The organism is Streptomyces sp. AgN23 (assembly GCF_001598115.1).
GTDB lineage: Bacteria > Actinomycetota > Actinomycetes > Streptomycetales > Streptomycetaceae > Streptomyces > Streptomyces antimycoticus.
In genome coordinates this window covers 7,591,222-7,611,530 of record NZ_CP007153.1, presented here as the reverse complement: position 1 = coordinate 7,611,530, position 20,309 = coordinate 7,591,222, and the positions used below count along the sequence as shown (strand labels likewise).

The 20,309-nt window shown below is 72.0% G+C and carries 20 protein-coding genes; 6 read left to right on the top strand and 14 right to left on the bottom strand.

The window, feature by feature from the left end; all coding sequences use genetic code 11:
* Entirely contained in the window at nucleotides 1–528 is a 528-nt protein-coding gene (dut, locus tag AS97_RS33095) for a dUTP diphosphatase (RefSeq protein ID WP_059141651.1), read from the bottom strand.
* Nucleotides 525–1,106: a PaaI family thioesterase gene (locus AS97_RS33090; RefSeq protein ID WP_059141650.1), complete on the bottom strand. Its 582-nt coding sequence runs from the start codon at nucleotides 1,104–1,106 to the stop codon at nucleotides 525–527. Before AS97_RS33090 ends, dut begins: the two co-directional genes overlap by 4 nt.
* A gap of 59 nt (nucleotides 1,107–1,165) precedes the next feature.
* Here AS97_RS33090 and AS97_RS33085 point away from each other — a divergent pair, with 59 nt between their 5' ends.
* The gene (locus tag AS97_RS33085; RefSeq protein ID WP_059141649.1) at nucleotides 1,166–1,612 is read left to right on the top strand and encodes a DUF3093 domain-containing protein; all 447 of its coding nucleotides are present in this window, start codon (nucleotides 1,166–1,168) and stop codon (nucleotides 1,610–1,612) included.
* An 18-nt stretch (nucleotides 1,613–1,630) separates the two neighbouring features.
* Here the strand turns inward: AS97_RS33085 and AS97_RS33080 are convergent, their stop codons facing one another.
* From AS97_RS33080 to AS97_RS33065, 4 genes are all read right to left on the bottom strand, one after another.
* Nucleotides 1,631–2,287, bottom strand: coding sequence for a hypothetical protein (locus AS97_RS33080; protein WP_312847015.1), 657 nt, complete (start codon nucleotides 2,285–2,287; stop codon nucleotides 1,631–1,633).
* A gap of 59 nt (nucleotides 2,288–2,346) precedes the next feature.
* Complete coding sequence (locus AS97_RS33075) at nucleotides 2,347–2,649, bottom strand: DUF4193 domain-containing protein (protein WP_009714537.1); 303 nt, start codon at nucleotides 2,647–2,649, stop codon at nucleotides 2,347–2,349.
* Nucleotides 2,650–3,056: 407 nt separating this feature from the next.
* Nucleotides 3,057–4,304 (bottom strand): HAMP domain-containing sensor histidine kinase, encoded by a 1,248-nt coding sequence (locus tag AS97_RS33070; protein ID WP_059141647.1) that lies wholly within the window; start codon nucleotides 4,302–4,304, stop codon nucleotides 3,057–3,059.
* Between the two features lie 6 nt (nucleotides 4,305–4,310).
* On the bottom strand, nucleotides 4,311–4,964 hold the full coding sequence (locus AS97_RS33065) for a response regulator transcription factor (RefSeq protein WP_014055413.1): 654 nt from the start codon (nucleotides 4,962–4,964) through the stop codon (nucleotides 4,311–4,313).
* A 359-nt stretch (nucleotides 4,965–5,323) separates the two neighbouring features.
* Between AS97_RS33065 and AS97_RS33060 the strand changes: the two genes are divergently transcribed.
* Nucleotides 5,324–5,497, top strand: a complete 174-nt coding sequence (locus AS97_RS33060) for a hypothetical protein (protein WP_014055412.1) — start codon at nucleotides 5,324–5,326, stop codon at nucleotides 5,495–5,497.
* A 188-nt stretch (nucleotides 5,498–5,685) separates the two neighbouring features.
* Here the strand turns inward: AS97_RS33060 and AS97_RS33055 are convergent, their stop codons facing one another.
* Complete coding sequence (locus AS97_RS33055) at nucleotides 5,686–6,486, bottom strand: inositol monophosphatase family protein (RefSeq protein ID WP_210566152.1); 801 nt, start codon at nucleotides 6,484–6,486, stop codon at nucleotides 5,686–5,688.
* A 55-nt stretch (nucleotides 6,487–6,541) separates the two neighbouring features.
* Nucleotides 6,542–7,693, bottom strand: coding sequence for a ferrochelatase (locus AS97_RS33050; protein WP_059141645.1), 1,152 nt, complete (start codon nucleotides 7,691–7,693; stop codon nucleotides 6,542–6,544).
* 118 nt (nucleotides 7,694–7,811) lie between these two features.
* Here AS97_RS33050 and AS97_RS33045 point away from each other — a divergent pair, with 118 nt between their 5' ends.
* On the top strand, nucleotides 7,812–9,068 hold the full coding sequence (locus AS97_RS33045; protein WP_059141644.1) for an MFS transporter: 1,257 nt from the start codon (nucleotides 7,812–7,814) through the stop codon (nucleotides 9,066–9,068).
* Nucleotides 9,022–10,347: a D-arabinono-1,4-lactone oxidase gene (locus AS97_RS33040; RefSeq protein ID WP_174887443.1), complete on the top strand. Its 1,326-nt coding sequence runs from the start codon at nucleotides 9,022–9,024 to the stop codon at nucleotides 10,345–10,347. The genes AS97_RS33045 and AS97_RS33040 overlap by 47 nt, the downstream gene beginning before the upstream one ends.
* 4 nt (nucleotides 10,348–10,351) lie before the next feature.
* On the opposite strand, the gene AS97_RS33035 is transcribed toward AS97_RS33040, so the two are convergent.
* Nucleotides 10,352–11,185, bottom strand: coding sequence for a hypothetical protein (locus tag AS97_RS33035; RefSeq protein WP_059141643.1), 834 nt, complete (start codon nucleotides 11,183–11,185; stop codon nucleotides 10,352–10,354).
* Nucleotides 11,186–11,574: 389 nt separating this feature from the next.
* Here AS97_RS33035 and sepH point away from each other — a divergent pair, with 389 nt between their 5' ends.
* Complete coding sequence (gene sepH, locus AS97_RS33030; protein ID WP_059141642.1) at nucleotides 11,575–12,624, top strand: septation protein SepH; 1,050 nt, start codon at nucleotides 11,575–11,577, stop codon at nucleotides 12,622–12,624.
* A gap of 90 nt (nucleotides 12,625–12,714) precedes the next feature.
* Here sepH and AS97_RS33025 read toward each other — a convergent pair whose 3' ends face one another.
* Entirely contained in the window at nucleotides 12,715–13,551 is an 837-nt protein-coding gene (locus AS97_RS33025; protein WP_125761575.1) for a sulfurtransferase, read from the bottom strand.
* Nucleotides 13,552–13,838: 287 nt separating this feature from the next.
* Between AS97_RS33025 and AS97_RS33020 the strand changes: the two genes are divergently transcribed.
* Complete coding sequence (locus AS97_RS33020; RefSeq protein ID WP_210566151.1) at nucleotides 13,839–14,612, top strand: VOC family protein; 774 nt, start codon at nucleotides 13,839–13,841, stop codon at nucleotides 14,610–14,612.
* Nucleotides 14,613–14,673: 61 nt separating this feature from the next.
* Here AS97_RS33020 and AS97_RS33015 read toward each other — a convergent pair whose 3' ends face one another.
* The 4 genes from AS97_RS33015 to AS97_RS33000 all read right to left on the bottom strand — a co-directional run bounded on the left by AS97_RS33015 (nucleotide 14,674) and on the right by AS97_RS33000 (nucleotide 20,174).
* Complete coding sequence (locus AS97_RS33015; RefSeq protein WP_086710295.1) at nucleotides 14,674–15,318, bottom strand: thymidine kinase; 645 nt, start codon at nucleotides 15,316–15,318, stop codon at nucleotides 14,674–14,676.
* A gap of 43 nt (nucleotides 15,319–15,361) precedes the next feature.
* Nucleotides 15,362–16,603: a nucleotide pyrophosphatase/phosphodiesterase family protein gene (locus AS97_RS33010; protein WP_059141638.1), complete on the bottom strand. Its 1,242-nt coding sequence runs from the start codon at nucleotides 16,601–16,603 to the stop codon at nucleotides 15,362–15,364.
* Complete coding sequence (locus tag AS97_RS33005; protein ID WP_030842663.1) at nucleotides 16,603–17,199, bottom strand: DUF5998 family protein; 597 nt, start codon at nucleotides 17,197–17,199, stop codon at nucleotides 16,603–16,605. Before AS97_RS33005 ends, AS97_RS33010 begins: the two co-directional genes overlap by 1 nt.
* 62 nt (nucleotides 17,200–17,261) lie before the next feature.
* Nucleotides 17,262–20,174 (bottom strand): bifunctional GNAT family N-acetyltransferase/acetate--CoA ligase family protein, encoded by a 2,913-nt coding sequence (locus tag AS97_RS33000; protein WP_210566150.1) that lies wholly within the window; start codon nucleotides 20,172–20,174, stop codon nucleotides 17,262–17,264.
* Nucleotides 20,175–20,309: the final 135 nt, after the last annotated feature.

Sequence of the window (20,309 nt, the reverse complement as noted above, 5' to 3'; positions counted from 1 at the left end):
TCATCGTCCTTCCCGGTCGGAACCGACCGAAGCGTATCTATTCCCGCCCGTTGCCCTGCCCGTTGTGCCGTCCACGGCGGCATGACCGCCGGTGGACCCGAAGCCCCCTTCGGCCCGCGCCGACCCGGGAAGCTCCGCCACCTCCTGGAAGCGCACCTTCTCGACCTGCTGGACGACCAATTGGGCGATCCGGTCGAAGCGCTCGAACCGCACGCTCTCGCGCGGGTCCAGATTGACCACGATCACCTTGATCTCTCCACGGTACCCGGCATCGATGGTCCCCGGGGCATTCACCATGGCTACGCCGCAGCGCGCGGCAAGTCCGGACCGTGGATGCACGAAGGCGGCATACCCCTCCGGGAGCGCGATAGACACTCCGGTGGGCAGAACCGCGCGCTCTCCCGGAGCCAGCTCGGCCGCCTCGGTGGTGACCAGGTCGGCTCCCGCGTCGCCGGGGTGGGCGTACCCGGGGATGGGCACCTCGGGGTCCACCCTGCGGATCGGCACGTCGACGGGCAGCGGACTCATGGGTTCACCTCGAAAGCGCGCGCGACCTTCACCTGCTCCGGATCGGCGAGCGCCGCGTCGATCTCCTCCGCCCGGCCGTTCTCGATGAAGTGGTCGACCCGCACTTCTATGAAGAGGGCCTGCGCCCGCACCGCGACGGGGCCGTCCGGAGCGCCGATCCGGCCCGTGGCCGAGCAGTAGACCTTCCGGCCGTGCACGGCGGTCACCCGTGCCTCCAGATGCAGCTCGGTGCCGACCGGCACGGGCCGTACGAAGTCGGTCTCCAGCCGCCCGGTCACCGTGATCACCCGCTGCAGCCAGTTGAGCGCCCCGAGCGTCTCGTCCAGCGCCGCGGCCAGCACCCCGCCGTGGGCCAGGCCCGGCGCACCCTGATGGCCGCTGCGCACCGTGAACTCGGCGGCGACGCTCACGCCCTCGCCCGCCCGCGCGATCAGCCCCAGGCCCCCCGGCTGATCGCCGCAGCCGAAGCACTGGTCGTAGTGCACGCCGAGGGGCTTCCCGGGCGCGGGCGCGTCGGGGTGGCGCACGGGTGCCGTGGCACCCTCCGGCGGCGTCAGCCCTGTCGTTCGTCCAGTCACAACGGCTGACCTTACCCGCGAGAACAGTCCGGTTCGGCGGCCATGCCAAGCTGATACGCATGCAGCCTTACGAAGAACGCCTCAGCGCGCCCCGTTCCTGGTGGTTCATCGCCGTTCTGATCGGGGTCTCCGTGGGGTTGATCATGCTGCCGTTCGGGACTCTGCCGATGCTCGGCGGGCTGATCGGCGGTGCGGCGCTGGCCTGTGTCGCGGTGAGTTCGTACGGGTCGGCCCGGGTGCGCGTGGTGGCCGACTCACTGGTGGCCGGCGAGGCGCGGATCCCGGTGTCGGCCCTGGGGACCCCGCAGGTGCTGGACGCCGCCGAGGCGGCCGCCTGGCGGACCTACAAGGCCGATCCGCGGGCGTTCATGCTGCTGCGCAGCTACATCCCGACCGCGCTGCGGGTGGATGTCACCGATCCGGAGGACCCGACACCCTACGTGTATGTGTCCACCCGGAATCCGGAGGCGTTGGCCGCCGCGCTCACGGCCGTACAACCCGCCTGAGCGGGGCGCGCGAGGGGCTCATCTCTCCAGGGGCAGCGGGAGGTCCCAGGGGACCTGGTCGGCCCGCAGGTCCTTGCGGACCTTGCGCGCGAGTTTCTTGGTGTCGCGCCGGTTCATCGCGGCTCCGACGGCCGCGCCGACCATGAAGGGCGCCAGGACCGGCATATTCCGGAAGCTGCGCTTGAGGACCTGCTGCCGCAGCTCGCGCTTCATCTGGACGCCCAGGGCCGCGTTGACGCTCGCCGGCTGGGCGACGTCGATACCGCGCTCCTCGGCCCAGCAGCCGAGATACGCGATGGCGCGCTGACGCACCGTGCCGGGCGCCCGCACGCCGTAGACCTCGTGCAGCTCGGCGATCAGCTTGAACTCTATGGAGGCCACGCCGACGATCTCGGCGACCAGCTCGGTGGGCATGGCGGGCGGGGTCGGCAGCATCGCCGCGGCACCGACGCCCGCGCCCACTGTGGCGGTGCCACCCGCGGCACCGGCCACCAGTTTGTCCGCGAGCTCTTCCGGGCCGAGCCCCGGAAACTGCTCGCGCAGCGTTTCGAGATCGCGGACCGGAATGCGTGGAGCATTGGCGATGATCCGGTCGGCGACCGCGTAGACCCCCGCTCTCGCGCGCTCACCGCCTCTTCGCACACCACGGCCGAGGTTGGTCGCGAGCGAGGCCATCCGGCCTCGCTCGGCCTCGTCCACGTCGTCGTGCTCCGCCTCCACGCCGACCCCGCGGCTCAGGCCGCGCAGTCGCGGCAGATCGGCTGGCCGTTCTTGGTCTCGGCGGCCAGCTGGCTGCGGTGGTGCACGAGGAAGCAGCTCATGCAGGTGAACTCGTCCGCCTGGCGAGGCAGCACCCGGACGGACAACTCCTCATTGGAGAGGTCCGCACCGGGCAGCTCGAGTCCCTCGGCCTGCTCGAACTCGTCGACGTCGACGGTGGACGCCGACTTGTCGTTCCGCCGGGCCTTCAGTTCCTCGATGCTGTCCTCGTTGACGTCATCGTCGGTCTTGCGTGGGGTGTCGTAATCCGTTGCCATGTCGCTCTCCCCCTCTGGGTGTCTGTGGTGTCTCCAGCGCACGTAACGCGTGAGAGGCCGGACTTGTGCCCGACCCGAGGCGGAGATTTTGCCTCACATCAAGGTCTGTTACTCAATCGACACCCAACCGCACCCCTGAAGAGGTGATCGGGTTGGATGGCCATCGGGACCGTACACGGTCCGAATGTCGCACTCGCATGCGCCATGACGTGTACTTCCCGTGATCACGGTCCCCGAAAACCCGGATTTTCCCGGCTTTCCGTCAACCGCGACGATCACGCAGAGTATATGGCCGGAAAATCGCCCATGTGATCGATCACACAGCCTACCTCGGGTGGGCGGATCACGAAAATTCCGCCCAAAGCGAACAACTCCCGGGCAGGCCCCCGGCCTCGGGTTTCCCGGCCTCAGACCGGGAGCACCACCCGCATCACCAGGCCTCCTCCCTCGCGCGGCTCCGCCGCGATCCTGCCGCCGTGGGCACGCGCCACCGACCGCGCGATCGACAGCCCGAGGCCGACGCCCTTGTCGCTGCCGGTGCGCTCGGTACGGAGCCGGCGGAAGGGTTCGAAAATGTTGTCCATCTCGTAGGCGGGGACCACCGGACCGGTGTTCGCCACCACCAGCACGGCCTGACCCGGCCGGCTCTCGGTGGTGACCTCGACCCAGCCGTCCTCCGCGATGTTGTACCGCACCGCGTTCTGGACGAGGTTCAACGCGATCCGCTCGAGCAGCACTCCGTTGCCCTGGACCACCGCCGGAGCGCGCTGCCCGCGCAGCTCCACGCCCTTGCCCTCGGCCTCCGCCCGGACCTGCTCCATCGCCTGGGAGGCCACCTCGGCGAGATCCACCGGCTTGCGGTCGACGATCTCGTTGTCGCTGCGGGCCAGCAGCAGCAGGCCCTCCACCAGCTGCTCGCTGCGCTCGTTGGTGGCCAGCAGGGTCTTGCCGAGCTGGACCAGCTCCGGGGACGCCTGCGGGTCCGAGAGCTGCACCTCCAGCAGGGTGCGGTTGATCGCCAGCGGGGTGCGCAGCTCGTGCGAGGCGTTGGCGACGAACCGCTGCTGGGCGGTGAACGCCCGGTCCAGTCGCTCCAGCATCTCGTCGAAGGTGTCGGCGAGCTCCTTCAGCTCGTCGTCCGGGCCGTCCAGTTCGATCCGGCGGGACAGGTCCGAGCCCGCCACCTGGCGCGCGGTCCGGGTGATCCGGCCGAGCGGAGAAAGCACCCGCCCGGCCATCGCGTAGCCGAAGGCGAAGGCGATCACGGACAGGCCCAGGAGGGCTATCAGGGAGCGGCGCAGCAGCCCGTCCAGGGCCAGCTGGCGCTGCTCCTTCATGCAGGTGTTCAGGACCGCGTTGAACTGGTCCGGGCTGCTCTGGCCGATGATCTCGGGGCAGGTGTTGTTGGTCGGCTGGACACTGCCGCCGACCAGTTTGAACGGCAGCTCGTTGCCGACGTGCAGGGCCTGGGCGGCCAGCAGGTAGATGATCGTCAGCAGCACCACCCCGGCGATCAGGAACATCCCGCCGTACAGCAGGGTGAGCCGTATCCGGATCGTGGGGCGCAGCCAGGGGTTGGGGCGCGAGGCGCCCTGGGGGTCCCAGCTGGGCTTGGGCGGTGCCGTGGGCGGCAGCGGGGTCGGAGTCGTCGCCATGCCGGATCAGATCCGGTAACCCGAGCCGGGGACGGTGACGATCACCGCGGGCTCGCCCAGCTTGCGGCGCAGGGTCATCACGGTCACCCGCACCACGTTGGTGAACGGATCGGTGTTCTCGTCCCAGGCCTTCTCCAGCAGCTGCTCCGCGGAGACCACGGCGCCCTCGCTGCGCATGAGCACCTCCAGGACCGCGAACTCCTTCGGCGCCAGCTGGATCTCCTTGCCGTCCCGGAACACCTCGCGGCGGTTGGGGTCCAGCTTGATCCCGGCGCGCTCCAGGACGGGCGGCAGGGCGACGGTCGTCCGGCGGCCGAGCGCACGCACCCGCGCGATCAGTTCGCTGAAGGCGAAGGGCTTGGGCAGATAGTCGTCCGCGCCGATCTCCAGGCCCTCCACGCGGTCGCTGACGTCGCCGGAGGCGGTGAGCATCAGGACCCGGGTGGGGATGCCGAGTTCGACGATCTTGCGGCAGACGTCATCGCCGTGCACGAGAGGCAGGTCCCGGTCGAGGACGACGACGTCGTAGTCGTTGACGGCGATGCGCTCCAAGGCGGCGGCTCCGTCATACACGACGTCGACGGCCATGGCCTCCCGGCGTAGTCCGGTGGCCACCGCATCGGCGAGCAGCTGCTCGTCCTCGACGACGAGTACGCGCACGTCGTTAGTCCTTCCTTGATTGCCGCACTGGGCATGATCTCGCCAAACTCGATGATTGTTCGGCGCCTCCATCCTGCCTCGAAGTCTCATAAACCGGCGGTAAGAGGGATCGCCTCGGGATCCCGGGGACCGATCATGGACGCGGCGGCGGGGGCGGCAGCGGGCTGGAACGCCGAATTCAGATTCTTTCGGGGCCCGAGGTTTCCGCCCAGGACGGGGTGGGGAGGACGATTGCACACCCGCGATCACGCCTTGTCTCCGGCATCTCTGACTGTCATTGCCGTCGGCAAGGGCCACGCACGTGATCGTCCCGCCGTCGGCACACCCCCGTGCCACCGACCCACGACGAGGGGGCGCACATGGACGCGTTCACCGCAGGCATTCTGCAGCGCATAGAGAACACCAAGACCGATCTCATTCGCGCCCGTGAGACGGGCGACGACTTTCTTGTGGACGTGGAGCAGTCGGAGCTGGAAGACCTCCGTCGCCTCGCCGCCGAGCACGGTGTCGAAGTAAGCGCCTCGTTTGCTTGATCCCTTGTGGATTCCGGACCCGATCCAGATCCGGATTCCCTCCGTGTAGCCGATTCCCATTCACCTCCGGATGGTGATCCAGAAAACATCCGGTAACCACCCCGAAGCGCCCCGGTGTCCTCGTGACGCCGGGGCGTTTCCGTGTGTGGACGGGGGTGTGGACCGACGGCGCATGGCCCCTGGGGGGATCAGTCGTGCCAGGCGCCCAGGTCGTCCAGAAGCCCCCTCAGCGGCTCGAAAAGGCCGGGGGCGGCGGCGATGGTCAGCTCCGTGGAGGCAGGGACGCCAGGCCGCCCTCCGGTGAGCGCGCCCGCCTCGCGCGCTATGAGCGCACCGGCCGCGAAGTCCCAGGGGTTGAGCCCGCGCTCGTAGTAGCCGTTGAGCCGGCCACAGGCCACATCGGACAGGTCGATGGCGGCCGATCCGCCGCGCCGGATGTCCCGCACCCGCGGCAACACATCGTTGAGCACCCTGGCCTGCCCTATGCGGCGCTCGCGCACGTACCCGAAGCCGGTGCCGATCAGCGACTCCTCCAGCGGGGCGGCGGGGCGGCAGTGCACCGGCTCCCCGTTCAGCCGGGCGCCCTGGCCCAGGACCGCCTGGAAGGTCTCGCCGCGCATCGGGGCGGTCACCACCCCCACGACCGTCTCGCCGTCCTTCTCGGCGGCGATGCTGACCGCCCACGACGGCAGCCCGTAGAGGTAGTTCACCGTGCCGTCGAGCGGGTCGATCACCCAGCGCACCCCGCTGCTGCCCTCGCTGTCGGCGCCCTCCTCCCCGAGCACTCCGTCCTGCGGGCGGCGGCGCGCGAGGATGTCGGTGATCAGCTTCTCGGCGGCGATGTCCATCTCGGTGACGACGTCGATCGGGCTGGTCTTGGTGGCCGCCACCCCGAGGTCGGCCGGGCGGCCGTCGCGCAGCAGGTCCCCCGCGCCACGGGCGGCCTCCAGCGCCGTCTCGAGGAGTTCGGTCATGAGCGGGTCGGTCATCGTGCTCCTTAGCGGATTGCCCGGACGGGCAGCGGCGGTGGCGGGGCGGGGACGCTCAGTCCGAGCCCGCGGCGGCGGGGCGCGGCGAGCGGGCCGGGCAGCAGCCCACCGGGCACACGTCATGGCTCGGGCCGAGGGCGCCCAGGGCGCAGCGCTCCGGGGCGGCCGCGGCCCGGTCCTCGGCGAAGCGCTCGGTGGCCGCGCGCTCCAGCACCAGATCGCGCACGCCCGCGGCGAACCGCGGATCGGCGCCGACGGTCGAGGCGCGGGAGACCGGCAGACCGAGCTCGGCGGCCTTGGCCGTGGCCTCGGTGTCGAGGTCGTACTTGACCTCCATATGGTCCGAGACGAAGCCGATCGGAACCATGACGACGGCGGGCACGCCCTCGCCGTGCAACTCCTCGAGGTGATCGCAGATGTCCGGCTCCAGCCAGGGGATGTGCGGCGCGCCGCTGCGCGACTGGTAGACCAGCCGCCAGGGGTGCTCGACGCCGGTCTCCTCGCGCACCGCGTCGGCGATCAGCCGGGCCACATCGAGGTGCTCGGCGACATACGCGCCCCCCTCCCCGTCCCCCGTGTGCGCCTCCACCGGGCCCGAGGTGTCGGCGGCGGCGGTCGGGATGGAGTGCGTGGTGAAGGCGAGATGGGCCCCGGCGCGGTGCTCCTCGGGCAGCTCGGCGAGGGCGGCCAGCGTGGCGTCCACCATGGGCCGCACGAAGCCGGGGTGGTTGAAGTAGTGCCGCAGCTTGTCGACGCGCGGCAGCGGCAGGCCCTCGCCCTCCAGGGCGGCCAGGGCGTCCGCGAGGTTCTCGCGGTACTGGCGGCAGCCGGAGTACGAGGCGTAGGCGCTGGTGGCCAGCACCAGGATGCGGCGGTGGCCGTCGGCGGTCATCTCGCGCAGGGTGTCGGTCAGATACGGCGCCCAGTTGCGATTGCCCCAGTAGACCGGCAGGTCCAGGCCGTGCTCGGCGAAGTCCTTGCGCAGCGCGTGCAGCAGCTCGCGGTTCTGCGCGTTGATCGGGCTGACCCCGCCGAAGAGGAAGTAATGCCGGCCGACCTCCTTCAGCCGCTCGCGGGGGATGCCCCGCCCGTGCGTGACGTTCTCCAGGAACGGCACCACGTCCTCGGGGCCTTCCGGCCCGCCGAAGGAGAGCAACAGCAGTGCGTCATAGGGGTCGGGGGAAGGCTGTACTGACTGATCCGGCATGCTTCCGATCCTGCCACCAGCCGCTGACAGGCGGGAAACGGCCCTGCGCGAACCAGGGACATGCCCGTAATCTGTATCAGCTCGTACGATCCTTACCCTGCTCACGGCGGAGCCTGCCTTGCCCAGTACCAGCCCCTATCGTGCGATCTTCGCCGCCCCCGGCGCCAAGGAGTTCTCCGCGGCCGGCTTCCTGGGGCGGATGACGCTGTCCATGGCGGGCATCGGCGTGGTCACCATGGTCTCCGAACTCACCGGCCGGTACGGGCTCGCGGGCGCCCTGTCGGCCACGCTGGCGCTCTCCGCCGCCTCCCTCGGCCCGCAGATCTCCCGGCTGGTCGACCGGCACGGCCAGCGCCGGGTGCTGCGCCCGGCGACCCTCGTGGCGCTCACCGCCGTCTGCGGGCTGCTGCTGAGCGCGCACCGGGGCTGGCCGGACTGGACGCTGTTCGTCTTCGCCGCGGGGGCCGGCTGTGTGCCCAGCGTGGGCTCCATGGTGCGGGCCCGCTGGGCGGCGATCTACGGGGACTCCCCGCGCGAGCTGCACGCCGCGTACGCCTGGGAGTCCATCGTCGACGAGGTCTGCTTCATCCTCGGGCCGGTCATCTCGATCGGGCTGTCCACCACCTGGTTCCCGGAGGCGGGCCCGCTGCTGGCCGCCTGCTTCCTGGCGGCCGGGGTCTTCTCGCTGACCGCGCAGCGGGCCACCGAGCCCGTACCGCATCCGCGTGGGCAGCACACCGGCCGTTCGGCGCTGCGCTCGCGCGGGCTCCAGGTGCTGGTGGTCACCTTCGTGGCGACCGGCGCGATCTTCGGGGCGATCGACGTGGTGACGGTGGCCTTCGCCGAGGACGAGGGCCACAAGGGCGCGGCGAGCCTGGTCCTGGCGGTGTACGCGCTGGGCTCCTGTCTCGCCGGCGCGATCTTCGGGCTGCTGCGCCTGAGCGGATCGGTGTCCCGTCGTTGGTTGTGGGGTATTTGTGCGATCGCCGTGAGTATGATCCCGCTCCAACTGGTCGGGAACCTGCCGTTCCTGGCCGTGGCGCTCTTCGTCGCGGGCCTGGCCATCGCACCCACGATGGTGACCACCATGGCCCTCGTCGAACGCCACGTACCACGCGCGCATCTGACCGAGGGGATGACCTGGGTGAGCACCGGGCTCGCGGTCGGGGTGGCGCTCGGCTCGTCGGCCGCCGGATGGGTGGTGGACGCGGCCGGCGCCCGGGCGGGGTACGCGGTGCCGGCCGTGGCCGGGGTGTTCGCGGCGGCGGTGGCGTTCCTCGGGTACCGCCGGCTCCGGCCGGCGCCACAGCGGGAGGGGTCGGGTGCGGATGGCCGTCAAGACCATGAAGACCGTACGGAGCAGCGTGTGGCGTAACTGGGCGGGGAATGTGACGGCCCGCCCGGTGCGGAGCGTCGCGCCGTCGTCCACTCAGGAGCTGGCCGAGGTGGTCCGCCGGGCCGCGGCGGAGGGGCTGAAGGTGAAGGCGGTGGGCTCCGGGCACTCCTTCACCACCGCGGCCGCCACCGACGGGCTGCTGATACGCCCCGGCCGCATGGTGGGCGTGCGCGGACTGGACCGCGAGGCGGGGACCGTGACCGTCGCGGCCGGCACTCCGCTCCGGCAGCTCAACGAGACGCTGACGGCCCATGGGCTGTCGCTGGCCAATATGGGCGACATCATGGAGCAGACCGTGGCCGGGGCGACCGCCACCGGCACCCATGGCACCGGCCGGGACAGCGCCTCGATCGCCGCCCAGATCAAGGGCCTGGAGCTGGTGACGGCGGACGGTTCGGTGCTGCGCTGCTCGGCGACGGAGAACCCGGAGATCTTCGCGGCCGCCCGGATCGGGCTCGGCTCGCTCGGCGTGGTCAGCGCGATCACCTTCGCCGTGGAACCGGAGTTCCTGCTCACCGCGCGCGAGGAGCCGATGCCCTTCGACCGCGTCATGGCCGATTTCGACAGGCTCGTGGCCGAGAACGAGCACTTCGAGTTCTACTGGTTCCCACACACCGGCAACTGCAACACCAAGCGCAACAACCGCAGCACCGGCCCCGCCGCGCCGGTGGGCCGGGTCAGCGGCTGGGTGGACGACGAGCTGCTGTCCAACGGCATCTTCCAGGTGGCCTGTTCGGTGGGCCGGGCGGTCCCCGCCACCATCCCCGGAATCGCCAAAATCTCCAGCCGCGCCCTGTCTGCCCGGACCTACACGGACATCCCTTACAAAGTCTTCACCTCTCCGCGCCGAGTCCGCTTCCTGGAGATGGAGTACGCCGTGCCGCGCGAGGCCGCGGTCACCGTGCTGCGCGAGCTCAAGGCCACCGTCGACCGGTCCGGACTGCGGGTCAGCTTCCCGGTGGAGGTGCGCACCGCGCCCGCCGACGACATCCCGCTGTCCACCGCCTCCGGGCGCGAGACCGCGTACATCGCCGTCCATCTGTACCGGGGCACCCCGCACCGGGCGTACTTCACGGCGGCCGAGCAGATCATGATCGCCCACGGGGGCCGCCCGCACTGGGGCAAGCTGCACAGCCGCGACGCCGGCTACCTGTCCGGGGTCTATCCGCGGTTCGGGGAGTTCACGGCGGTACGCGACCGGCTGGACCCGGACCGGCTGTTCACCAACGACTATCTGCGGCGCGTGCTGGGCGACTGACGCCTCACGGCCTGCCGGTGGCACCGGGCGTGGGCGTGGCGTCACCGGAACCATCCGTTCCGTCCTCCGCGGCACCGCCGGACGCGGTCCGGGAGGGGCCGGGGGCGGCGGGCGCGGAGGTGCCGGGGGCGGTCGCGCCCCCGGTGCCGCTCTCAGAGCCGGAGCCCGTGCCGGACTCCGATGATCCGGATGAATCGGGCGTTGGCGTGGTCGACGCGTCCGCCGCGCCGCCCCCGTGGGAGGTGCGCGGGGACGGTGCCGGATCGCCGCCGCCCCGGGAGGCGCCGGGGGTCCGGGACGGGGCGGCCGGGCCGCGGCGCGCGGGGCCGGGGGTGGAACTCGACCCGGAGGAGCCGCCCACGCTGTCGCTGACGGTGGTTCCGCTCCGGCTCTCCCCCCAGACGTTGGACACCGGACCTCCGGAGAACATCTCGATCCCCGTGATGACGCTCATGGCGAGGACGAAGACCGCGAGCGCCCCGAGGACGTGGCGCCGCCGGCCACGCAACCGGGTGCCGTGGGTGGTCGGCTCGCCGTACTCGCGGGCAGGCCCCTTCCGCCGGAGCATGGCGGGCCCGGCGGGCCGCCGGGGCCCCGCCTGGACCCGCACCTCCTTGATCTGCTCACCGGTGCGGTGGAACAGATGCTGGAAGACGGTGCCGCCCGCGGTCGCCACCACGCTCATCACACCGGCGCCCAGGATCGTCCCGTAGACGCCGAGTTTGGAGGCGAGGACCGCCGCGGCGATGGCCGCCAGTGCGCTGCCGGCCACATGGGCCACGCTCAGTTCGATCCGTCCGCTCTTGAGTTGTCCGTCGCCGTCGGCCTTGCCGCGCATCTACCGCCTCGCTTGGACATTCGTTCCAGCCTGCAGGGAGAAGTGACCCATAAACGAAGCAGATCGTTCCGATTCTGTCGATTCTGTGAAACTTGCCACCCACATTGGGTCTCACTTCGAAGGATTCAGGCTCCGATCCCCCTTCCGGCCATGAACTCGGCTGGCGTGCCGCTCCACCTGAGCGGCCCGAATGGAGTACTGTGGCGAGCCCTGGCCCCGCTTTCCCGTCCGGCCGCCCGGACCCAGCGGGAGGGGTCAGAAGACGGCAACCAACCGGCCCGGGCAACTCGGCAAAGTTGTGGCAGGCTGCACCCGGGCAGGCCACACTCGTCTAGCGGGAGAGCAGCGACGCAACCGTGACGTCGGCAGGCACCACCCGGGAGGTTCCCATGCCCGAACTGCGTGTCGTGGCCGTCAGCAACGACGGCACACGGCTGGTGCTCAAAGCTGCGGACAGCACGGAGTACACGCTTCCCATCGACGAGCGACTGCGCGCCGCGGTGCGCAACGACCGCGCTCGGCTCGGCCAGATCGAGATCGAGGTCGAGAGCCATCTGCGGCCCCGTGACATCCAGGCCCGTATACGTGCCGGCGCCACCGCCGAAGAGGTCGCACAGATGGCGGGCATCCCCGTCGACCGCGTGCGGCGCTTCGAGGGCCCGGTACTGGCGGAGCGCGCCTTCATGGCCGAGCGCGCCCGTAAGACTCCCGTGCGCCGCCCCGGCGAGAACACCGGACCGCAGCTCGGCGAGGCCGTGGCGGAGCGACTGCTGCTGCGCGGCGCCGAGAAGGACACCACGCAGTGGGACTCCTGGCGGCGCGACGACGGCACCTGGGAGGTGCTGCTGGTCTACCGGGTCGCCGGTGAGCCGCATTCGGCGAGCTGGACCTACGACCCGCCCCGGCGGCTGGTCCAGGCGGTGGACGACGAGGCGCGGTCGCTGATCGGCGAGGCCGACGACACGCCCGAGCCCAGCTTCCCGTTCGTGCCGCGGATCGCCCGGCTGCCGCGTGACCGGGATCGGGACCGCGACCGGCCGTCGTCCGAGCGCTTCGACGACGACTCCCCTTCGGCCACGCCCGCGTCCGCCTCGCTGGACGACGGCCTCGGTGAGCGGGACTCGCTCACCAGCCTGCTGGAGGCCGTGCCCAACTTCCGGGGCGACATGGTCGTGCCGGAGGCGCCCGTCGCGTCGGCCGCTCCGCCGGAGGAGCCCGACGAGGAGCCGGAGGCCGTCGAGCCGCCCGCCTCCGCGGCGAGCGCGGGTTCGGCGTACGCGGATGTGCTGATGCCGCGTTCGGTGGCGGGTCACCGCGACCGGCTGACCGGTACGACGGACCGGCAGGCGGAGGCGGACGGCGTCCGCCCGGGCCGCCGGGCCGCGGTGCCGAGCTGGGACGAGATCGTCTTCGGCACCCGCCGCAAGAAGCAGGAGTAGCAGCGGAAGTAGCCGCCGGCCGCACCACGGCCGGCGGCGGCCGATCCGGGCCCTGCCACCGCATGCCGGTGGCAGGGCCCGTCGGCGTGTTCAGCCCCGCTCGGGGCCCGTGGCCACCGGACGGCCGCCGTCCGAGGACCATTCGCTCCAGGAGCCGACGTACAGCGCCGCCGGAACGCCCGCGACGGCCAGCGCCAGGACCTGGTGCGCGGCCGAGACCCCGGAGCCGCAGTACACCCCGACCTCGGCGTCCTCGGTGGCGCCCAGGGCCGCGAACCGCTCGGCCAGCCGGTCCGCGGGCAGGAAGTGACCATCGGCGGTGACGTTCTCCACCGTGGGGGCGGAGACCGCGCCGGGGATATGGCCGCCGACGGGGTCGATGGGCTCGACCTCGCCCCGATAGCGCTCGCCCGCGCGCGCGTCCAGCAGTACCCCGCGCCGCGCCAGCGCCGCCGCGTCGTCGGCCTCCAGCAGCGGCAGGGCCCCGGGCCGCGGGACGAAGTCGCCCTCGGCCGCGTCCGGTTCATCGGTGGTCAGGGCGCCGCCGACCGCCGTCCAGGCGGGCAGACCTCCGTCGAGCACCCTTACGGACGGATGCCCCGCCCAGCGCAGCAGCCACCACGCACGCGCCGCGGCCCACCCCTGTCCGCCGTCGTACGCCACTACGCGCCGGTCCTGACTCACCCCGGCCCGGCGCATCGCGGCCGCGAACGCGGAAAGATCGGGCAAGGGGTGGCGGCCGGCCTTTCCGGGCGGGGCCGCGAGCTCGGTGTCGAGATCGACGTAGACGGCACCCGGCAGATGCCCCGCCTCGTATGCGGGGCGGCCGGGCGGCCCGCCGAGCTGCCAGCGCACATCGAGCAGGAGCGGAGATTGCTCCTCCGCCAACTCACTCATGAGATCGGATGCGGTGATAATGGCATGCATAGGAACCATCCTTGCGTAGATATCTCTGCGTCGATTGGACCACCCCTTCACCCGGTGTACGGCTGGGTGACACCCGAGCGCAATGAAGCCGAAACGGATGTGGGGTAGCGATTCAGACATTCTGCTGCGGGGCACGACGAATTACGGTTCCGCCAGGGCGCCATGTGCGACAGGTGGTGAAAACATCGGTCGGGCCCCCCGTATCAGCACCTCCGCACGACCGCCCCGCGCCGCCGACCGGCCCGGGGCCGCATGTCCACCACGATGGTCCGAGGAGAGAATGACGTATGACCGAGGCAGCGACTCGGCGCACACCGGGCACGCCCTGCTGGACGAGTCTGATGGTGCACAGCCTTGCCGCGACACAGGACTTCTACCACTTCCTGTTCGGCTGGGAGTTCACACCGGGCCCACAGCAGCTCGGCGCGTATGTCCGCGCGGTCCAGGGCGGCCGACCGGTCGCCGGGTTGAGCGAGCTGCCTCCGGAACGCCATTTGCCCGTGGCCTGGACGACCTATCTGGCGTCCGACGACGCCGATGAGACCGCCGAGATGATCCGCGCCTGTGGCGGCACCGTGGCGGTGGGCCCGCTGGACGCCGACGAGGCCGGCCGGATGCTGATCGCCGCCGACCCCGAGGGCGCGGTGTTCGGGGTGTGGCAGGAGTCCACCTACGCGGCGGAGGAGACGGGGGCGCCGGGCACCCCGGTCTGGCACGAGCTGCTGACCCGTGAGGGCACCGGGGTCCACAAGTTCTACCGGATGGTCTTCGGCTACCAGGCGGAGACGGCGGCCGGGGAGGAGCCGGGCTGCCGCACCCTGCATCTGGACGGCCGGCCGGTCTGCGCGATCCAGAGCGTGGGCGACGCCCTGCCGCGCGACCGGGGCCCGTACTGGATGACGCACTTCGCGGTGGAGGATGTGGACGACACGGTGCGCCGGGTGACGGAGCTGGGCGGTCAGGTGGTGCGGCCGCCGTCGCGGGGCGCCACCGGCCACCGGGCCACCGTGCGGGACCCGGAAGGGGCCGCCTTCACCGTCGTACGGCGCGGCGAGGGATAAGCGGCGCCGGCCGGAGGGCCAGGGGCTGAGGGGCTGAGGGGCTGATCAACGGGAGCCCCCCTCAGTCGACCGGCAGCACCTCCGGCGACAGGGCGGCGGCGCGCGCACCGGCGGCCGTCATCCGGCGCCGGTGGTGACGTCGGCACAGCACCTCGTAACCGACCTCGCTCTCCGGCCGGTTGACGTCGCCCACGACGACCTGGGCGCCCTCGACGACCATCTCGCCGCCGACGGTACGGGCGTTGTGCGTCGCCCGGGCTCCGCACCAGCACAGCGCCTCCACCTGCAGCACCTCCACCCGGTCGGCGAGCTCCACCAGGCGCTGGGAGCCGGGGAAGAGCTTGCTGCGGAAGTCGGTGGTGATGCCGAAGGCGAAGACGTCCAGCTCCAGGTCGTCGACCACCCGGGCGAGTTGGTCGATCTGGGGCGGGGTCAGGAACTGCGCCTCGTCCACGATGACGTAGTCGACCCGGCCCCCGGAGGTCAGGGCCTGGACCACATGGTCGTAGAAGTGCAGGTCGTCGGCGACCTCGACCGCCTCGGTGGCCAGCCCCAGCCGTGAGGAGAGCTTGCCCTCGCCCGCCCGGTCGTCCCGGGTGTAGATCATGCCCTGGAGCCCTCGCGCCGAGCGGTTGTGCTGGATCTGCAGAGCGAGGGTGCTCTTTCCGCAGTCCATCGTTCCGGAAAAGAACACCAGCTCGGGCATGGGGAGGCGGAGCCTTTCGTAGGGCGGGGGTGAACGGAGTCGCTCAGGAGCGTACTTCGAGGAGCGGCACCAGCTGCTCCACGGGGGTCATCGAACCGTGCAGCCCGACCATGGCGGACTCCTTCGGCTCGGTGTGCGAGGCGACGATCGCGACGTCGTCGCGGGCGGCGGCCACGACATCGCCGATCCGCCGGTACACCCGGTCGTCGACGCCCTTACCGCCGCCATCGGCACCGCCGGGCCCGCCGAACCAGCCCGCCTCGATGGCCTCGTCTCGGCCGGCCACCCACATCCGCTCCCCCAGCACCTCACGCCAGACGGCCAGCACATCGCCCGCGGCGCCGGGGACGGCGTACACATGGCGGGCGCGGCCCTCGCCGCCCAGCAGCGAGACGCCCGCGCGCAGCTCCCAGTCCTCGTCGAAGTCGATGCGCGACTCCGGGTCGAAGGGGATGTCGATCATGCCGTGGTCGGCGGTGACATAGAGCGCCGAGCGGGGCGGGAGCTGTTCGGCCAGGCGCTGGGCGAGCCCGTCGACATAGCGGAGCTGATCACGCCACTCGGGCGAGTCCACGCCGAAGCGGTGCCCCTTGCCGTCCACCTCGCTGTAGTACGTGTAGACGAGCGAGCGGCCCGCGGCGCCGAGTTGCTCGGCCGCGAGGTCCATCCGCTCCTCACCGGTGAGCCGCCCGTGGAAGGTGCCGCCGCTCAGAGCGATCTTGGTGAGCGGGGTCTCGGCGAACGTCGGCGCGGAGACCTGGCAGGTGTGCACGCCCGCGGCGTCGGCGAGCTGGAAGACGGTCGGATACGGCTGCCAGGCGTGCGGATCCGTCCAGGGCTGCCAGCGCAGCTGGTTCATCAGCTGGCCGGTGCCGGGGTCCCGCACCGTATAGCCGGGCAGTCCATGGGCGCCGGGCGGCAATCCGGTGCCCACCGAGGCGAGCGAGGTCGCGGTGGTGGACGGGAAGCCCGCGGTGAGCGGCTGCCCGGAACCGCCCAGCGAAGTGGGCAGCAGCGAGGTCAGGAAGGGCGCCTCGCCGGGGTGGGCGCGCAGCAGCTCCCAGCCGAGGCCGTCGACCAGGAAGACGCAGACGCGGTCGGCGGGGGCGAGCGCCAGATCGGAGGAGAGCCCGGGGACCTCCTGGCCCGCGGCGACGGCGGGCAGCAGATCGGCGAGCGAGCCGGTGCCGTACTTCGGCAGCGGGGCGGAGCGCGGGTCGAGCGGGGTGGGCTCGGGCCAGAAGGAGGCGGCGGAGGGCGGCGGGCCGGTGGTGGAGCCGGACATCAGCGGCCGGTGTCCGGCGTGGCCGCGGTGGCCTCGGAGAGCGCCTGGGCGAAGGCGAGCGTCTGACGGACGGTGTCGGGGCCGTCCCCCGCCTCGCTGACGCGCAGGCTGAGGTCGTCGGCGGTGGACGAGCCCGTGTAGCCGTGGTCGGCCTCGCAGTTGGGGTCGCCGCAGGCGGCGGGCTCCAGGTCGAGGCGGCTGACGGCCCCCCAGCCGATGGTCAGCACGACCTCACGCGGCAGCGTGCCCGGTGTGTACGACTCGGGGTTGGCGACGACCCGGCTGAGCACGACCGAGGAGATCCGCTGGAGCTTCACCGACTCGGTGGAGGTGGTGGCGTACGGCGACGGGGAGGTGCCGTCCGCGGCCTGCTCGTCGGTGTGGCTGACGATGAAGCGGTTGCCGGTGAGGACCAGGACCGTGACATGGCGGCGGACCTCGTTGGCGTCGAAGGTGGTCTCCTGATGGACCAGGTACGACACGATGGGCTCACCGCCCACGGCGGCCTCCACCGCTTCGGCCACGAGTGCCGGGTAATAGCCGCTGCGCTCGATCGCCGCGCGCAGCCCCTGGGTCGTCGTACCGGTCTTCGCCATGTGCACCATCCTACGGGGCCGCGCCGACACCGGCGCCGGTGCCCGCCAAGGCGCCGGAGGACTCAGTAGGCGGGCATGTGGCGGGGGCCCAGGTCGGTGCGCGGGGGCGGCGGGGCGAGCCGCGCCGAGGCGCCGAGCACGGAGAGGCCCTGCTGGGCGACCACGACGGGTTCGAGATCGACCGCGACCATCTCGGGATGGTCGTCCACCAGGCGGGACACCCGCAGCAGCAGCTCCTCCAGGGCCGCGGTGTCCACCGGCTTGGAGCCGCGCCAGCCGAACAGCAACGGCGCGGTCCGGATGGACCGGATGAGCTCGGCGGCGTCCCGGCCGGTGACGGGGACGAGGCCGTGGGCGGTGTCGCCGAGCAGTTCGGAGGGGGCGCCGGCGAGCCCGAAGGAGAGCACGGCCCCGGCGGCGGGGTCGATGGCCGCCCGTACGACGGTGTCCACGCCGCGTGGCGCCATCCGCTGCACGACCAGCCCCAGTTCCTCGGGCCGGCCCAGGTAGTCGGTCAACTCGGCGTAGGCCCGGCGCAGTTCCGTCTCGCTGCCCAGCTCAAGACGTACCCCGCCCAGGTCGGCGCGGTGGCGCAGATGGGCGGCGGTGGGCTTGAGCGCGACCGGGAAGCCGAGCCGCTCGGCGGCCCGTACCGCGGCGTCGGGGTCGGGCGCGGGGAGAGCGGGCAGCACGCTGACGCCGTAGCGGGCCAGGAGGCGCTGGGTGTCGGCGGCGGACAGCTCGACGCCGAGGCCCGCGTCGTCGCCGGGCCCGCCGCCCGTACCGTCGGCCTTACCCTCGCCCGTCCCGCCTCCTGTGGCTTCGCTCTTACCGTCGCCGGTCTCGCCGCCCGCGCCGTCGCCCGGGGTGCCGTCGCCCGGGGCGAGCAGCACCTGAATGTCGGCGGCAGCACCTGCCTCGTCGATGTCGTCGTACCCGGGGACCCGCCCGGGCTCGGCGGCCTCCTGCCGCCAGCGCGCGTACCGCACGGCCTCGGCGAGCGCGCGCACGGCCCGCTCGGCGGCGGGGTAGGCGGGGATCCGGCGGGTGCCAGGGGCGGGCTCGCCACCGGTGCCGGCCAGGGCCTCCGCGAGTTCCTGGATCTCCAGGTGGACCACGGCCACCGGCTTGGCCGGACCGGGCCCGGAAGCGTGGGCCGCCTCCCTTACGGCCGTGGCGAGTGCCTCCGCGCTGCCGTCGCCGTCCCCGGGGCCGGTATTTCCGTCGCCGACCGAGGGAATGGCGGTGACCACGACGGCGTCGCAGGCGTCGTCGGTAAGGGCCTCGGTCAGGGCGCGCCGGAAATCGTCCGGGGCGGCGGCCGTGGTCAGGTCGCGGGGCGGCAGCGGGCGGAGCCCCTCGGTGAGGCAGGCGTCGTAGGTGATCAGGCCGAGCGACTCGGAGTTGCCGAGGATGGCGACGCGCGGACCGGCGGGCAGCGGCTGGGAGGCGAGCAGTACCCCGGTGTCGGCGAGTTCGGTGACGGTGTCGACCCGGATGACGCCCGCCTGCCGCAGCAGATCGGAGACGGTGGCGTCCGGGATCTGGGTGGTGGGCACGGCATGGCCGGTAGGGGCGCTGCCGGTGTGGCGGGCGCCCTTGACGACGACCACCGGTTTGACGGCGGCGGTGCGCCGGGCGAGCCGGGTGAACTTGCGGGGGTTGCCGATCGACTCCAGGTACATCAGGACGACATCGGTGTGCGGATCGTCGTACCAGTACTGGAGGAGGTCGTTGCCCGAGACATCGGCGCGGTTACCCGCGGAGACGAAGGTCGATATTCCCGCGATCCCGGCCAGGCTCGCCAGCCCGGCGCCGCGCCGGTGCAGTCCGGACAGCAGTGCGATGCCAATCGCCCCGGACTGGGTGAACAGGCCCAGCCGCCCGGGGTTGGGCAGCCGCGGGGACAGGGAGGCATTCAGCCGGACTCCCTCGGCGGTGTTGCTGACGCCGAAGGCGTTGGGGCCGATGACGCGCATGCCGTACGACCGGGCCTGGCGGACGAGGTCGCGCTGCCGGTCGCGGCCCTCGCTCCCGCTCTCGGCGTATCCGGCGGAGAGCACGACGAGGCCCTGGACGCCGTGCTCGCCGCATTCGGCCACGACAGCGGGCACCCGGTCGGCGGGGACGGCCACGACGGCGAGGTCCACGGGCTCCTCTATGGCGCGCAGCGAGCGGTGGGCCGGGACACCCTCGGGCGCGAGGTGCGCCATGTCGTCGGGGAAGGCGTGGTTGACGGCGTGGACGCGCCCCGTGAAGCCGCCGTCCAGGAGGTTGCGGAGCACGGTGCGGCCGACGCCGCCGGGCGTGCGGCTGGTGCCGATGACGGCGACGGAGCCGGGCGCGAGCAGCCGCTGGACGGAGCGGGCCTCGGCCCGCTGCTCGCGGGCGCGCATGACGGCCAGGGAGCGGTCGGTGGGTTCGAGATCGAATTCGAGGCGGACGACCCCGTCCTCGAAGCTGCGCTTCTGGGTGTAGCCCGCGTCCGTGAACACCTTGATCATCTTGGTGTTGGCGGGCAGCACCTCGGCGGCGAACCGGCGGATGTCGCGCTCGCGTGCGACGGCGGCGATGTGTTCGAGGAGCGCGGAGGCCACCCCGCGACCCTGGTGGGCGTCCTGGACGAGGAAGGCGACCTCGGCCTCGTCGGCGGGGGCCGCGGCCGGAATCCCCCTTCCGTCGATGCGGTCGTAGCGCACCGTGGCGATGAACTCATCCCCCACGATGGCCGCCAGGCCCACCCGGTCGACGTAGTCGTGGTGGGTGAAGCGGTGGACATCGCGGTCGGACAGGCGGGGATAGGGCGCGAAGAAGCGGTAGTACTTCGACTCGTCCGACACCCGTTCGTAGAAGCTCACCAGCCGCTGGGCGTCATCAGGGGTGATGGGACGGACCTGTGCCGTGCCGCCGTCTCGCAGCACCACATCGGCTTCCCAGTGGGTCGGGTAGGCGTGATGGTCCGACGGGCTCCGCATGGGGCCCAGGGTACGGGCCCGCCCGGTCCGGATGGTGGACACCCTTGCGTCGGGGCCGAGTGTCGGGGGAAGGTCCGTATCGGGCCAGTCCGGGCATGCTCGGGCCCACTCGGACATCGACCGGGTGAATCCGGA

Excerpts from the sequence above, each read along its gene's own strand:
- dut (WP_059141651.1), bottom strand. The coding sequence starts at position 528 with ATGAGTCCGCTGCCCGTCGACGTGCCGATCCGCAGGGTGGACCCCGAG.
- AS97_RS33085 (WP_059141649.1), top strand. The coding sequence starts at position 1,166 with ATGCAGCCTTACGAAGAACGCCTCAGCGCGCCCCGTTCCTGGTGGTTC.
- AS97_RS33080 (WP_312847015.1), bottom strand. The coding sequence starts at position 2,287 with ATGGCCTCGCTCGCGACCAACCTCGGCCGTGGTGTGCGAAGAGGCGGT.
- AS97_RS33075 (WP_009714537.1), bottom strand. The coding sequence starts at position 2,649 with ATGGCAACGGATTACGACACCCCACGCAAGACCGACGATGACGTCAAC.
- AS97_RS33070 (WP_059141647.1), bottom strand. The coding sequence starts at position 4,304 with ATGGCGACGACTCCGACCCCGCTGCCGCCCACGGCACCGCCCAAGCCC.
- AS97_RS33060 (WP_014055412.1), top strand. The coding sequence starts at position 5,324 with ATGGACGCGTTCACCGCAGGCATTCTGCAGCGCATAGAGAACACCAAG.
- AS97_RS33055 (WP_210566152.1), bottom strand. The coding sequence starts at position 6,486 with ATGACCGACCCGCTCATGACCGAACTCCTCGAGACGGCGCTGGAGGCC.
- AS97_RS33050 (WP_059141645.1), bottom strand. The coding sequence starts at position 7,693 with ATGCCGGATCAGTCAGTACAGCCTTCCCCCGACCCCTATGACGCACTG.
- AS97_RS33040 (WP_174887443.1), top strand. The coding sequence starts at position 9,022 with ATGGCCGTCAAGACCATGAAGACCGTACGGAGCAGCGTGTGGCGTAAC.
- AS97_RS33035 (WP_059141643.1), bottom strand. The coding sequence starts at position 11,185 with ATGCGCGGCAAGGCCGACGGCGACGGACAACTCAAGAGCGGACGGATC.
- sepH (WP_059141642.1), top strand. The coding sequence starts at position 11,575 with ATGCCCGAACTGCGTGTCGTGGCCGTCAGCAACGACGGCACACGGCTG.
- AS97_RS33025 (WP_125761575.1), bottom strand. The coding sequence starts at position 13,551 with ATGCATGCCATTATCACCGCATCCGATCTCATGAGTGAGTTGGCGGAG.
- AS97_RS33020 (WP_210566151.1), top strand. The coding sequence starts at position 13,839 with ATGACCGAGGCAGCGACTCGGCGCACACCGGGCACGCCCTGCTGGACG.
- AS97_RS33015 (WP_086710295.1), bottom strand. The coding sequence starts at position 15,318 with ATGCCCGAGCTGGTGTTCTTTTCCGGAACGATGGACTGCGGAAAGAGC.
- AS97_RS33010 (WP_059141638.1), bottom strand. The coding sequence starts at position 16,603 with ATGTCCGGCTCCACCACCGGCCCGCCGCCCTCCGCCGCCTCCTTCTGG.
- AS97_RS33005 (WP_030842663.1), bottom strand. The coding sequence starts at position 17,199 with ATGGCGAAGACCGGTACGACGACCCAGGGGCTGCGCGCGGCGATCGAG.
- AS97_RS33000 (WP_210566150.1), bottom strand. The coding sequence starts at position 20,174 with ATGCGGAGCCCGTCGGACCATCACGCCTACCCGACCCACTGGGAAGCC.